The organism is Caldicoprobacter faecalis (assembly GCF_900115765.1).
GTDB classification, from domain to species: Bacteria; Bacillota; Clostridia; order Caldicoprobacterales; family Caldicoprobacteraceae; genus Caldicoprobacter; species Caldicoprobacter oshimai.
Genome location: NZ_FOXR01000003.1, coordinates 91366 through 106039 on the forward strand (window position 1 = coordinate 91366; position 14674 = coordinate 106039).

11 protein-coding genes are annotated in these 14674 nt (G+C 38.8%); all 11 read left to right on the top strand.

Annotated features, from left to right (window positions below):
• The first annotated feature begins 95 nt into the window (after positions 1-95).
• Positions 96-839 carry an N-acetylmannosamine-6-phosphate 2-epimerase gene (locus BM241_RS02140; protein ID WP_025748632.1) on the top strand — a complete coding sequence of 248 codons (744 nt, stop codon included), beginning with the start codon at positions 96-98 and terminating at the stop codon, positions 837-839.
• The gene (locus BM241_RS02145; RefSeq protein ID WP_025748631.1) at positions 812-1663 is read left to right on the top strand and encodes a MurR/RpiR family transcriptional regulator; all 852 of its coding nucleotides are present in this window, start codon (positions 812-814) and stop codon (positions 1661-1663) included. Before BM241_RS02140 ends, BM241_RS02145 begins: the two co-directional genes overlap by 28 nt.
• A 39-nt stretch (positions 1664-1702) precedes the next feature.
• Positions 1703-2581, top strand: coding sequence for an ROK family protein (locus BM241_RS02150; protein WP_025748630.1), 879 nt, complete (start codon positions 1703-1705; stop codon positions 2579-2581).
• A gap of 45 nt (positions 2582-2626) precedes the next feature.
• Entirely contained in the window at positions 2627-4156 is a 1530-nt protein-coding gene (locus BM241_RS02155; protein WP_092281928.1) for a DUF4127 family protein, read from the top strand.
• Between the two features lie 11 nt (positions 4157-4167).
• Entirely contained in the window at positions 4168-5526 is a 1359-nt protein-coding gene (locus tag BM241_RS02160; protein ID WP_092281929.1) for an FAD-dependent oxidoreductase, read from the top strand.
• A gap of 283 nt (positions 5527-5809) precedes the next feature.
• Positions 5810-7630: a peptide ABC transporter substrate-binding protein gene (locus BM241_RS02165; RefSeq protein ID WP_092281930.1), complete on the top strand. Its 1821-nt coding sequence runs from the start codon at positions 5810-5812 to the stop codon at positions 7628-7630.
• Between the two features lie 99 nt (positions 7631-7729).
• Entirely contained in the window at positions 7730-8689 is a 960-nt protein-coding gene (locus BM241_RS02170; RefSeq protein ID WP_084054765.1) for an ABC transporter permease, read from the top strand.
• 6 nt (positions 8690-8695) lie between these two features.
• Positions 8696-9616, top strand: a complete 921-nt coding sequence (locus BM241_RS02175; protein ID WP_025748625.1) for an ABC transporter permease — start codon at positions 8696-8698, stop codon at positions 9614-9616.
• A 34-nt stretch (positions 9617-9650) separates the two neighbouring features.
• Complete coding sequence (locus tag BM241_RS02180) at positions 9651-10610, top strand: ABC transporter ATP-binding protein (protein WP_025748624.1); 960 nt, start codon at positions 9651-9653, stop codon at positions 10608-10610.
• Between the two features lie 61 nt (positions 10611-10671).
• On the top strand, positions 10672-11610 hold the full coding sequence (locus BM241_RS02185) for an ABC transporter ATP-binding protein (RefSeq protein WP_025748623.1): 939 nt from the start codon (positions 10672-10674) through the stop codon (positions 11608-11610).
• Positions 11611-11631: 21 nt separating this feature from the next.
• Positions 11632-14640 (top strand): DUF4962 domain-containing protein, encoded by a 3009-nt coding sequence (locus BM241_RS02190; RefSeq protein ID WP_092281931.1) that lies wholly within the window; start codon positions 11632-11634, stop codon positions 14638-14640.
• Positions 14641-14674 lie beyond the last annotated feature (34 nt).

The window sequence follows — 14674 nt, forward strand, 5'->3', positions numbered from 1 at the left end:
AAAAAATTTTTTCTTTTTTTTAATAAAAAAAGAAGGATTTTTTTAATTTACGTAGAATATATATAATACAAAAACGAATCCAAAAACAAAGAGGGATGCAGATGGACGTAGCAAATGAACTGCTATCAAAGCTAGAAAATGGTCTGATAGTGTCATGCCAAGCACTGGAAGGAGAGCCGCTTCATAGTCCTTTCATAATGGCAAAAATGGCAAAGGCAGCAGAAATGGGAGGGGCGGTAGCCATAAGGGCCAACGGATATGATGACATAGTGGCTATAAAAAAAGAGGTTAACCTTCCGGTGATAGGCCTTGTGAAAAAGAAATACGAAGGCTATGCCCCTTATATAACTCCTACAATAGAGGAAGTAGAGCAGGTGGTAAAGGCAGGGGCAGAAATAGTGGCAGTTGATGCTACAAAATCTATAAAGCCAGGAGGTTTTACTACAGAGGTTTTTTTGAGAGAAATAAAGAGAAGGTATCCCTACATATTGGTTATGGCTGATATATCCACCTATGAGGAGGGAGTTAAGGCGGCTGAAATAGGCTTTGATCTGGTGTCTACGACGCTGTCCGGATACACAGAATACAGCCAACACGGGGATGATCCGGATTTTGAACTGGTGGAGAGGTTGGCAAAGGCAATCAAGGTGCCGCTTATTGCTGAAGGACGTATATGGGAGCCCCGTCAAGCTTTAGAGGCTCTCGAAAAAGGCGCATATGCTGTGGTGGTTGGAACAGCCATAACAAGACCTCAGGAGATTACCAAGAGGTTTGTTGAGTTTATAAAAAATAACAAGGGGGTTAATAAAACTTGCAAGAGCAAAACGGCGTCATTTTAAAGATACGAAGCGTATACAATTCGCTTACCAAGGCAGAGAAAAAGGTTGCTGATTATGTATTGGAGAATCCAGAGGAAGTCATATACTTGTCCATAACCGAGCTATCCGAAAGATGTAATACAGGCGAGACGACAATAGTGAGGTTTTGCAGGCGCATAGGCTTATCAGGTTTTCAGGAATTTAAGCTTAACCTTGCAAAAGATGTAATAAAACCCGAGACCAGCATACATGAAAATGTTTCATTTGACGACCCTATTGATATACAGGTGCAAAAGATAACCAACGAGAACGTTCAAGCAATCGCCAACACTACTAAATTGTTATCTTTAGAAGAGGTGGAAAGAGCTGTTGACGCTATAGTGAAGGCAAGGAAGATAGACTTTTACGGAGTAGGGGCTTCGGGTTATACGGCGCTGGATGCAAAGTATAAATTCATGAGATTGGGCTTAAATGTGGATGCCAACTTGGACGCCCATATTCAGGCAATATCGGCTGTTAATCTTAAAGAAGGAGATGTGGCGGTAGGCATATCCTTTTCGGGCAGTACAAAGGACACGGTGGCGACATGCCAGCTGGCCAAAAAATCAGGGGCAACTGTCATATGCATTACGAATTATGCAAGGTCGCCTATTACAACGGTAGCGGATATAGTTCTTTTGACATCGGCAAAAGAGACGCCGCTGCGAAGTGGTGCCTTGACTTCCAAGATTGCACAATTGCACGTCTTAGATATCTTGTATACCGCGGTAGCGATAAGGCTGAAGGATAAAGCGGTTCAGGCTCTTGACAAGACCGCAAAAGCAGTTCTTGATAAGCTGTATTGATGGGGTGAAGCATCAAAAGCAGATTGAAGGGATGTACCGGTGGGGAAAAGGGTTATAGGCATCGATATAGGAGGCACTAAAATATTAGGCGGTATAGTTGAGGAGGATGGGACCTTATTAAAGGTTAAGCGGGTGGATACCCAAGCACAGAAGGGCAAGGAGACGATTTTAGCCAATTTGTTCAGGCTCATAGACGACCTCATTGCAGAAGGGAGCATTGATGGCATAGGAGTTGGCAGCGCCGGAAGGATTGACCATAAAAGGGGCGTAGTCGTCTATGCCACGGACAATTTGCCCGGCTGGACAGGATTGGCTCTTAAAGATGTATTGGAGGACAGGTATGGCGTAGAGGTTGCGGTCGATAACGACGTAAATGCTGCTGTCCTGGGAGAGATGTGGTTAGGAGCAGGAAGAAATTACAGGAATATTTTGATGATGACAATAGGTACGGGAGTGGGAGGAGCGGTCGTTGCCGATGGTAAGCTGATTAGGGGTAGCAGTTGGAGTGCGGGGGAAATAGGGCATATGATCTTGTATCCTGAAGGGAAACAATGCAATTGTGGCCGGAAGGGCTGTCTGGAACAATATATATCAGGTACGGCCTTGTACAAGCAATATAATGAATTAAGCAAAAATTTAAAAGTAAATAATGCACGGCAGGTCTTTGAACTGTACAAACAGCGGGATGAAATAGCAGCAAAGGTAATAGGTGACTTTGTAAGGTGGCTTTCCATATCTATTATGAGCATTAAAAATATATTGGATCCCGAAGTTTTTATCATAGGAGGAGGGGTGATAGAGTCAAAGGAGCTTTGGTGGGACGATTGGAAAGCATTAATTGGAAGCAATGTAAACGTTGTGAGCGCCGAGCTAGGCAATAAAGCTACAATGTTTGGCGCGGCCCAATTAGTATTGTGATAAGCGCTTAAAGCATTTGGATGAATAAAACAGGAGGGGAATTTTTTGACTAGAATATTATATTTACCGCTGGATGAGCGCCCATGCAATTACCTGTTCCCAGTTAGGATTGCTGATCTATTAGAGGATATAGAGGTAGTTAGACCCGACATAAGCCATATGGGGAAGAAGAAAAAGCCCGCTGATATCGATTATTTGACGGCTTTTTTGGAACAGGAAGCGAGCTCTTGCGATGTGGCTGTTGTTTCGCTGGATCTGTTACTGTATGGAGGCATTGTCCCGTCTCGTATTCATAATTATACTGTTGACGAAGTGAAACAACGGTTATACAAGCTGAAGGAGATAAAGAACAAAAATTCACATCTAAAGATATATGCATATAATCTCATAATGAGGGTTCCGGCTTACAACTCTTCCGAGGAAGAGCCGGACTATTATCAGGAATATGGCAGAGACATTTTCATGTATTCTTGTCTTACTGACAAGATCCAAATGAATAAAGCAACAGAAGACGAGAAAAAAGAATATGAATCGTTAAATAAGAAAATACCTAGAGAGGTCATAGAGGATTATATACAGCGAAGAAAAGTCAATGAATCCATAAATGAGATGGCCATTCAATTGGTAAAAGAGGGGATAATTGATTTCTTAATAATTCCGCAGGATGATTGCAGCCCTTATGGATTTTTTACAATTACCCAGAGAAAGCTTTCGGCCCTTATTAGGAAGTACGAGCTGTGGGATCAGGTTTATATTTATCCCGGTGCTGATGAAGTGGGTTGTACGTTGATGGCCCGTGCGATTAATAAGTCTAAGGGTTGGCTGCCAAAGGTTTATGTGCGTTACAATTCTGAGATTGGTTACAGGACGATTCCGCTTTATGAAGATCGTCCTCTCTGTGAAAGCATTAAATCACAGATAAGTGCTGCAGGTGGAGTGATTGTACATGATGAGAGCACCGCTGACTACATATTATTTGTAAATGCTCCAGCAGATAAAATGAAGGAAAGTACGAGTGCAAATGATATATACGACAATTCTTATGAGCGCATGAGGAATATTAGAGAAATGATTGAAGCCATGCAATATTATATCGACCAAAATAAACCTTGTGCGGTGGCTGATGTGGCGTATGCTAATGGTGGAGACGGGGATTTGGTGAAGTTGCTCTCTAAAAAGGAATTGTACTACAAATTGTATGGATATGCTGGATGGAATACATGTGGTAACACCCTGGGGACAGTTATATCCCATAGCATGATAGCGGTAAAAGGGAAGTGCCTTGAGTCTCCCAAACATCAGCGGTTTTTATTTGAAAGATTTCTTGATGACTGGGCTTATCAAAGTGTTTTAAGGAGCAAAGTTACCAACGAACTTTTACCACGCCTTGGACTAAATTATTTCTGGTTAGGAGATCAACAGGACAAAGTAACATGTGTACTGAAAGAGGAGTTTCAAAATATTCTGGAAAGGTATTTCCCTAAATATAAGGACTATCACCTAACCATAGAAAGAATTTATATGCCTTGGAATCGGATGTTTGAAGTTGGGATTGAAATGGGTATTAAAGGGTGACGAGAAAGGTTATGAGAATAGAATTTAGTAGAAAAATTCAGGTTATTGAAGAATATGATGTAGTGGTTGTCGGCGGGGGAACCGCAGGTGCTGTAGCAGCGATTTCGGCTGGGAGGGAAGGGTTAAAAACTCTGGTGGTTGAGCAGTTTGGCTGCCTTGGCGGCTCACAAACCATGGCCTTGGTTACCCCCATGATGCACAATCATATTGAAGGAAATCCTTATTCTTCGGCTATTGATGAGGAGATCTGTGATAGAATTATATCCTACGGGTACGGCTATAAAGACGCTGGCGGGAATAAAGGTTGGTTTGACCCTCAAATGCTGAAGATAGTGCTGGAAGAAATGGCGGTTGAAGCGGGATGCGAAATATTATACCACACATCCTTGGTTGATGTGGCCCGTAATGGACAAATCATAGAAGCGGTTATATTGCACAATAAAGATGGACTTTTTGCCGTGAAAGCTAAAGTGTTTATAGACTGTACTGGTGATGCTGATGCGGTGTACTATGCAGGGCTTCCTTATGAGATGGGCAATGAAGAGGGAGTCAATCAGGCAATATCTTTAAGATTTCAGATGACTAATATAGATTGTGATAGGTTTGGTGAATATTTAGAAAGTTTGGGGCAGAAATGGGCCACCAGATATCCTTATCTTCACACAGCTGTTGTAAAAGGTGGTAATTGGCCTTTAAACAGGATATTTGAGGAAAAAGTAGAACAAGGGATTTTGACGGAACAGGACTTGAACTACTTTCAGGTGTTTTCTGTTCCGGGGAAACCCAATGACCTTGCCTTCAATTGTCCCGAACTGGGAGGAACAAAAAATGTGATAGATGCGCGATACCTTTCTCAAAAACAAATCGAAGGCAAAAGAGCTATTTTAAGGCTAGCAAAATTTTTAAGGGAGTATATACCTGGTTTTAAAAATTCATATATATGTGATATTGCGGCTATGGTAGGAGTTCGTGAATCAAGAAGAGCGAAGACAGAGTATATATTGACGAAAGAGGACGTGCTAAGTTACAGAAAGTTCGAAGACGGTATTGCGCGCACTAATTATCCTATAGATATACACGGGGCATCGGGTAAGCTGGAGTGTGCTTCTCAAAGGATAACCGAGAAATACTATGAGATACCATATAGAAGTTTGGTGGTTGCAGGGGTTGATAATCTGCTTGTCGCAGGGCGTTGTATAGGAGCTGATTTCATTGCCCAATCCTCAATCAGGGTACAACAGACCTGTAGAGCGATGGGAGAAGCAGCCGGAATAGCTGCTAAATTAGCAATACAGAGAAACATCCCTTGCCGTGATGTGGATGGGCGTGAGGTTAGGAGCATCATGAGGGAAAGAGGAGGAAAGTTGTAAGGAATGTGATGCAGTAAAAACGTAAAGAGAGGCATAGTATATACTTATATAAAAAAATTTTTCTTTATTTAAAAATTATAAGGAGGAATTTTTTAAAATATGTCGAATATAATATATTGAAACTGGTGGTGAATAATAAACAAAAACTAAAGGGGATGGTTATTGGATTAATTATAAATAAGGAGGTGACAGTAGGGGAAATTGAAAATATGACTTTCTCATTAATTATTTACTTTTCAATACTACTAGTCGATAAAACTAAATAAAGAGGGAGGATGTTAAAATGATAAAATTTAAAAGATATTTTGTAGTAGTTATGCTTATCATGTTTGTATTATCTGTAATGTTATCGGGATGTGGTCAGCAGCCTACTGATAAGTCTCAAACAGAACAAACTCAAGAAACGCCTAAACAAGAAACCTCTCAACAGGAAACAGCTAAACAGGAGACACCTCAACAAGAGAAATCTAAACAGCAAGTACCTAAAGAGCTGAAGCTGTCCTTACCTTGGTCTACTACTGAAATTCTAGAGCCTCATGTGTGGACATGGGGAACAGTATATGCAAAAATGGGAATATTTGAAGGTTTAACCAAGTTGGATAAAGACCTTAAAGCAGTGCCTGCGAATGCAGAGCGCTGGGAACACAATGAAGACTATACAGTGTGGAAATTCTATTTAAGGGATGGCTTGAAGTGGTCTGATGGTACGCCTTTGACTGCTTATGATTATGAATATTCTTGGAAAAGAGTTGTTAATCCTGCAACAGCAGCGGAATATGGTAAAGGAACAGCTTTCATTACAGGTGTTCCGCTATTGAATGCTGAAGAGATTCGCAGAGGAGAAAAAAATCCTGATGAATTAGGTGTTAAAGCTTTAGATGAGAAGACGTTAGAGGTAAGATTAGCAGAGCCTTGGCCAATGATGGATGTTTCGGCTGCCGAGCCGTGGGCTGTGCCGGTACCCAAACATGTAATCGAAAAGTATGGGAAAGAGTGGGTAGCAGCAGACAAGATTGTTTCCAACGGACCATATAAGGTAAAAAGCTATGAATTAGGTGTAAATTTGGTATTAGAGCCTAATCCCCACTATTATGGAAAGGTGAACTTGGATAAGGTAGAAGTAATTAAATTAGATTCAGAATTATTGCCCTACCAAAATGGAGATATAAACGTTGCAACAGCTGGTCAAGCAGATATGGAAAAGATAGAAAAAGATCCTGAATTGAAATCGCAGATGCATTTTTATAAGACAGGAGTAGTTTATTTCATGGGTCTTATGCAAAGTGAAAATGATATATTGCAGAAAAATCCGAAAGTACGCCAAGCCATTGCAATGTCTATCAATAGGGAACTTATTGCTAACGATATAATGAAAGGTACGGTAAGACCTGGCTTATCACTAGTTCCGGAGATATTTGCACCTTGGGGAACAGAGATAGGGCTTAAGTATGATCCTGATAGAGCTAGGGAATTGATGAAGGAAGCTGGTTTCCCGGACGGGAAAGGTTTCCCTGAATTGACCATTATGATAGCCGGGAATCCGGGAGCACGTGAGTTAGCAATAGCAGACATGATTGAAAAAGGGACGGGTATAAAGACGAAAATTATAAATTATGAATGGGCTAAGTTCGTTGATGAACGTGACAATAAGATATGGCCTAAGGATCAAATTGGTTATTGGATTAGTGGTGCAGGAACCCCAGAATATCATTATTCGGGATATTTTAGGAATATGTTTGTTGTAGGTAAAGAGTTGTTACCTCCAGATAAATATAAAGAGTACTTAAAAATGAAAGCGGATAACTCAATAGATCCTCAGCAGAAGAGTAAGATACTTCAAGAGTTTGTAGAGCAACATACTACTCCAGAAGCTAAAAAATATCTTGAATTGAGAAAAGCAGGGTTGGAGGCTAAAGATCCCGCAGAGCAAGAAAGATTGCTTAAAGAGGCGGCTAAGCTACGTGAAGAATTGGCGGTATTCATACCGATTGATTGGGAAAATGCTGCGAAACTTATAAAACCTTATATTCGTGGTTATGTGGGTGATCCTATAAGGTTAGGTGCTCCGCCGTTGTATTTTAACGACATTACCATTGAAGAATAAACTCCTTTTAGCGATGGTAATTAGCTGACTACACAGTCAGCTAATTACCATCATAAAAGTTTTTAAAAAAGTAAACAATTGAAATGTGGGTGATAAGTGGTGTTAAAATATATAGTTAAAAGAGTGGCTTTTATAATTGTGGCATTATTTTTTGTATCTTTAATAACTTTCATACTTGTTAAGAGCGCACCGGGGAGTTATATAGAGACAGAACGGTTATTATCACAAAATATTACGGATATAACGGTACCACCTGAGGTTAAAGCAGCGTGGGAAAAAGCTTATCAGCTGGATAAGCCAGAATGGCAACAGTTTTTGATCTTTCTATCGAATGCTGCTCGATTCGAGTTTGGTCCCTCTTTCCAATATCCAAGTACAACAATAGAAAAGATTATTATGCGTACATTCCCCATATCGTTTAGGCTGGCTGTTATGGCTATAGGATTAGCTCTTGTTATCGGTATTCCGTTAGGAATAATAGCGGCATTCAAAAGGAATACTGTTATTGATAGAATAGCCACACTTGTGTCTATGATTGGAACAAGTTTGCCTAATTATGTGATCGCTGTATTTTTAATTTATATTCTGGCTTTAAAACTTCATTTAGTTCCTTCTATTGGGTGGGGAGAACCCAAGAATTATGTATTACCGGTGTTATCATTAGCCATTGCTCCTATAGGAAGCATAACCCGCTATATGAGAGCAAGCCTTATAGAAACCTTAAACAAAGAGTATATAAGAGTAGCATGGGCCAAAGGGGGAGGTTTTCGTCAGGTAGTGCTGAAACATGCGCTGCGAAATTCTTTGATTCCTCTAATAACTGTAGTAGGGCCCCAATTAGCATATTTGACTGTAGGTACTGTCTTCGTAGAGAATCTCTTTAATATACCAGGGTTAGGTAAGTTTTATGCAAGTGCGGCGATATATCGCGATTACCCAATGGTAATGGGTACGACTGTGTTTTTTGCTACCATTGTCATGTTTACCAATTTGATAGTAGATATAATTTACGGGATATTGGATCCTCGTATTAGGAAACACAGCATGTTGGAGGGATAATGATTTATGGGACAAAATTACAATGTTCAACTACAAAAAGGCGGTATTCAACACGTAGTAAATAGTCAAAGTGAGATAGAAGTAAAAGAGAGAAGTTATTTTGGCATTTTGTGGGGAAGGTTCAAAAAAAATAAAATGGCTGTAATCAGTTTATATTTTATTATTTTTCTGATAGTAATTGCAATTGTAGGGCCTTTTGTTTCTCCATATCATTATACAATGATGGATTACACTGCTTTATATCAAACTCCAAATGCAAAGCATTGGATGGGAACGGATGATGGAGGCAGAGACCTGGCCACCTTAATCGTATATGGATTAAGAAATGCTTTGATTGTGGGCTTTGGAGCAGGATTAGTCCAGGTTTGTATAGGAGTGTTGGTGGGTGCTGTAGCCGGATATATCGGAGGACGAGTCGATAATATTTTAATGAGATTTGTTGACATTATGTTTGCCTTGCCATCGTTTTTATTAAATCTGGTTTTAGTTGTTGTATTAGGTAGGAGCCTTTTTACAATTCTTTTGGCTATTGGGTTGACTTCATGGGCTGGTATGGCTAGATTAGTACGCGGTCAAGTTTTAGCAGTTAAACAGCTAGAATATATCGAAGCAGCAAAGGCTATGGGAGCATCTAATTTAACCATTATATTAAGATATGTTATTCCAAACTCAATAGGTCCTATAGCAGTGGCATTATCTTTCAATATTCCGGGAGCTATGATGATGGAGTCCGGTCTTAGCTTAATAGGATTAGGGGTTATGCCTCCAATGCCAAGCTGGGGAGGGCTTATTTCGCAAGGTAGTAAATGGATGCTGTCTTATCCTCATATGATTTTGTTCCCAGCTGGTATCTTTGCGTTAACGATACTAGCGTTTACTTTCTTTGGTGATGGTTTAAGAGATGCCTTTGATCCTAAAACAGAATGACAAATTTTTAAAAAATATAGCAGAGGTGAGACATTTGGAATATTTACTCGAAATAAAAAACTTGAAAACGCATTTCAATACAAAAGAAGGAATAGTAAAAGCAGTCAATGGAATTTCGTATGGGTTAAAGAAAGGAGAAACGGTTTCTATCGTAGGTGAGTCCGGAAGTGGAAAAAGTGTTTCAGTTTTAAGTATTATGAGACTTTTACCCCCTTATGCAAAAATTAATGGAGAAATTATATTTAAAGGGGAAAATCTGTTAACCTACGATGATAAAAAAATGAGGAAAATTAGAGGGAATAATATTTCCATGATTTTCCAAGATCCTATGAGTTCCCTTAATCCTACAATAAAAATTGGGCAACAGATAATGGAGCCGCTTTTATGGCATCATAAAGTTTCAAAAAATGAAGCGCGCCATAAAACCATACAAATACTTACAGAAGTAGGTATACCTTCAGCAAAAGAAAGATTTCATCAATACCCGTTTGAATTTAGTGGTGGCATGAGGCAAAGGGTTATGATAGCGATGGCCCTTATTAGCGAGCCTGATTTACTGATAGCTGACGAGCCTACTACGTCACTTGATGTAACTGTGCAAGCACAAATTTTACAGCTTATCAGAAAGATTCAGGAAAAGAGAGGGACTTCAGTTATATTGATTACTCATAACTTGGCAGTGGCTACGATGGTTTCTGACTATATTATAGTCATGTATGGAGGTCGGATAGTAGAGAAAGCTACTACGGAGGAGTTTCTAAAGAAGCCTTTACATCCTTATACGTTGGGACTACTGAATTCTATTCCCATTCTCAAAAGTAAAAAATCTTTGAACACTATTCCAGGACAGCCACCCAATTTAAGAGAATTGGAAGAAGTGGGATGTCCTTTTGCTAAAAGATGTGGGAAAAAGATGTCGAGATGCGAGGAAGAGAATCCACCCAGAATTGAATTATCCGATACACATATTGTATATTGTTGGCTTTATGAATAATTAAGACAGGATATAAGGCAGTATTTCTTTATTAGTGTTTTAAAAGTCAGGAGGTTTAGATATGGCAGAAATTATTCTACAAGTTGAGAATGTAAAAAAGTACTTTAAAGTAGGTAAAAAAGATCTAAAAGCTGTGGATGGAGTTTCGTTTAATTTAGAGAAACACAGGTCTTTGGGTATAGTGGGAGAAAGCGGGAGTGGTAAGTCAACCCTCGCTAGGCTTATCTTAGGGCTTATCCCGCCAACAGAAGGTGACGTGAAGTTATTGGGTAAATCGGTTTTTAAGGTTACAAAAAGTGAAAATTATCATTTAAGACGACAGGTTCAAATGGTATTTCAAAATCCTTACTTGTCTCTTTTTCCTCATATGACAATTGGTAAAAATATTGAAGAACCTTTACGCTTGCATAATATAGGTACTAAGCAAACTCGTAAGTCGATAGTTCTTAATTTAATGGAACAAGTGGGGATACCTCATTATTACTATAACTCATTTCCGCATGAATTAAGCGGCGGGCAACAACAAAGAGTAGCAATTGCAAGGGCGTTGGCTTTGGAACCTCAATTGATTATATTTGATGAGCCAGTTTCTAGTTTAGACGTATCTATTCAAGCGCAGATTTTAAATTTGCTTTTAGAGTTAAAAAAGGAAAAAAATTTATCATATATCTTTATTGCTCATGATTTAGCAGTGGTAGAATATGTTAGCGATTTAATCGCAGTAATGTATTTGGGGGTTCTAGTCGAGTTTGCGCAGACAGAAGATTTATTGAATGAACCATTACATCCTTATACGCAAACACTACTAAAATCTGTTCCAGTAATAGGTGGTGAAATCCTGAATATTACTATCAGCGGGGAGATACCGTCACCCCTTAATCCGCCTTCTGGATGTCCTTTTCATCCTAGGTGTTCATATAAAAAGGAAATATGTACAAAAGAAAAACCAATTTTAAAAGAAATAAAAGAGGGGCATAGTATAGCTTGTCATTTATATTGATGTAATAAAGGGGTGATACGAGTGTCTTCTAATGTAGCATTGTCTAGTTTTGGGACGAGAGTTGGGGTAGATAGTTTTGCGCCATGGTACCGAGTGTATCCAATAAATGATGGTGTCAGAAATGATGAAGATGAAACTGGTCGCTTAAATAAAGTTCAATGGCTTTCACGAGCTACGTTTGAGCCTCATTGGGTTGTTCTCCTTTTCCCAGGTAAGCAAATTATAGAGTCAGTTTCAATTTTTTGGGCCAGAGATAAGGGGTGCTTTTTGAAGCCTGAGAAATATTGGTTAGAGTATTGCTTAGAGGGCGAATGGAAGAGGATCGATGAAATATCTCGTGAGGAAGCTGAGGATGGTAAATATACCCATATTATTTTTTTGCCTTTTGAAACTGACAGAATTCGTCTCTTTATGCCTGCCGGTGGTGGCAAATCGGGTGAGATGGTAAATGTTTTAGGAGTAGCGGAAATTGAAGTATATAGTTCCTCTCCCAGAAAAGGGGAACCATCAACAACAATCATATTGCAGTCTAATTTAAAATCAAGAGCAAATCCTTTTTTTATTACGTGGGAGCCTATACCACAAGCTGTTGGTTATATAGTTCAGTATAGCAGAGACATCGACTTTAAGGGGGAATATCTTGAAACTGTAAACGTAGAGCAAAATTATTTTATGCCTACACATTATTTACAGCCAGGTAGATGGTATTGCCGTGTTGCACCTGTACTAAAATCTGGGAAAGGGGAATGGTCCAATCCCTGTACTATTGAAGTAGGAGAAATTAATTACATTCCATATTGGGGAGGACCGTGGAAAACTACTCATCCTAGATTACCTTGGACCTTAATTGATAAGAAAAAAGTTTTGTACGATATAAATGGGCCTAAAAAACATATCTGGGAAGCAATCGAAAGATTGGCGCAAGATAAAATTAGGCATACGTCGCAACTGAAAAATATGCAAGTTAAAGAAAAGAATAAGAAAGAATTACCAGATGAACCACCTATGTTTGAGAACGGCGTGTGGAATCTACAACGTTGGCGTGAAATTGTTAATGCAGGAGCGAAGGTATTAGAAGCTATTACTTTATATAGCTATATTTATGCAGTTACTGGGGAAAAAAAGTACGGCGAAAATGTAAAAACATGGTTGTTACACGCGGCAGGTTGGGACCCTTTAGGTTCGACAGGTATTGATAGTGTTGATCATGCAGCTCATGATGTTCTTGTAGGATTATCGATTGGTTATGACCTTTTGTATAATGAGCTTTCTCAGGAAGAACGAGTACTTGTAAGAAATGCTATTGAAATGCGTTGTCGTGCTTTATGGAGATATTTAAATCCATTTGTCCTCGATGAAACCAATAATCATCCTTGGTTTCAAACGAATGCATTGGCAATTGGAGCTCTTACTATTTGGGATGAGGTTGAAGAAGCTAAAGATTGGGTCGATTATGCAATAAAACTTTATATTGGTCGGTTCTTATCGCTGGGTGGAGTTGACGGAGAATGGCATGAAGGAAGTGATTATTGGACTTATACGATGGGATTTGTTATTGAATTTGTTGAGGCGATTTACTCGGTAACTGGAATTAACTTGCGGGAGCATCCGTGGTTGAAGAAGACCGCCGTATTTAGGCTGTATATTGCACCTCCTGGAGGTATAAGTCTCAGTTTCGGAGATACGCACAAGAGACTACCCAATGGTGAAGATGCTGCAGTGATGTTTTATTTGGCTAAAATACAAAATGATCCATATGCTCAGTGGTATGGGATTGAGGCGTTAAAGAATGATAGTTTGGCACGCCCAGGTTTATTAATTCGGTTGATGAACTGGTGGGATAGTTCTATAGTACCAAAACCACCAGTAGATTTGCCGCTGACAAAATATTTTCCTGAAAGCGGTATTATTATAGCTCATACGACGTTGGAAAATCAGAAAGGAGTGCATTTTGCTTTTAAAAGTGGTCCTTATCATGGAATAATGGGAGGCCACGAACATGCAGATCAGAATAGCTATATACTACATGCAGGAGGAGATACCTTAATTGTAGATTCTGGAGTTTATGATTACTATGGGAGCCCTCATTATTATGGCTGGTATGTTCAAAGTAAAGCTCATAATACAATCTTGGTAGATGGGAAAGGACAAATTTGCCAAAAGCCAGGAGCTGATGGGAGGATTTTACGGTTTATTCACAGTAATATAATAGATTATTTTGAAGGAGATGCGACTCCTTCTTATGGTGGAGAAGTCAGCAGCTTTATACGGAAGGTATTGTTCTTTCGCTTCAATGAGGGGAAAAATAGTAATAACTCTGGTTTAATAGTAATGTTTGATCGCATTGTTTCAGAAGTAGAAAAGAATTTTTCTAGTTTGATTCATACAGTTAATAAGCCAGATATTGACATGACAAAAAAAGGAATAAATTTACATTGTCTGCAAATCAAAGGCGGAAATACGAATTTAAACTTTTATTTAAATAGTAATAGGCCTTTGCTAGTCAGGATATTAGAAGGTTATCCTGAAAATATGATACCTACAAACAATCATTTAAAGGAATACCATACTGAATTTGTTACAGAGAATAAAGCGTCGGATGTTACTTTTTTAAACGTCTTAGATTTAAATGACGTTTTTTCTAAGTCTGCTTTTGTAAATTTTATTAGTGATAATTCGGTATTAGTACATAAAGATGTATGTTCATGTTTTATTTCGTTTAGTGATAACCGGGAAATAGTATATAAAAGTTTTAGAACAGATGGTAACGTATTGGTTCAGTTAGTAAAGAAAGAGAAATTAAATGGTTTATTCATAGTTGGGGGAACCTACTTATATTATAATACACGGTTAACTTTGAGTTCAGAAAGTCCTGTTGATGTATTGTGGTATAAAGCAGAAAATGGATTGGGATATATTGTAATTTGGAGTGCAAATAACCAGAAAGTTATGATAAATAAAGAAAGAATTGATATAGCTAAAGGGGTTACAACTTTAAATTTGCCATCTTTAATGTCTTTAATTGGATAAATAGAAAGATATTTTCTCTAAAAAATATATAAAA

Bases quoted from the DNA above. Each gene is read 5' to 3' on its own strand.
- BM241_RS02140 (WP_025748632.1), top strand. From the start codon at position 96: ATGCAGATGGACGTAGCAAATGAACTGCTATCAAAGCTAGAAAATGGT.
- BM241_RS02160 (WP_092281929.1), top strand. From the start codon at position 4,168: ATGAGAATAGAATTTAGTAGAAAAATTCAGGTTATTGAAGAATATGAT.
- BM241_RS02165 (WP_092281930.1), top strand. From the start codon at position 5,810: ATGATAAAATTTAAAAGATATTTTGTAGTAGTTATGCTTATCATGTTT.
- BM241_RS02175 (WP_025748625.1), top strand. From the start codon at position 8,696: ATGGGACAAAATTACAATGTTCAACTACAAAAAGGCGGTATTCAACAC.
- BM241_RS02185 (WP_025748623.1), top strand. From the start codon at position 10,672: ATGGCAGAAATTATTCTACAAGTTGAGAATGTAAAAAAGTACTTTAAA.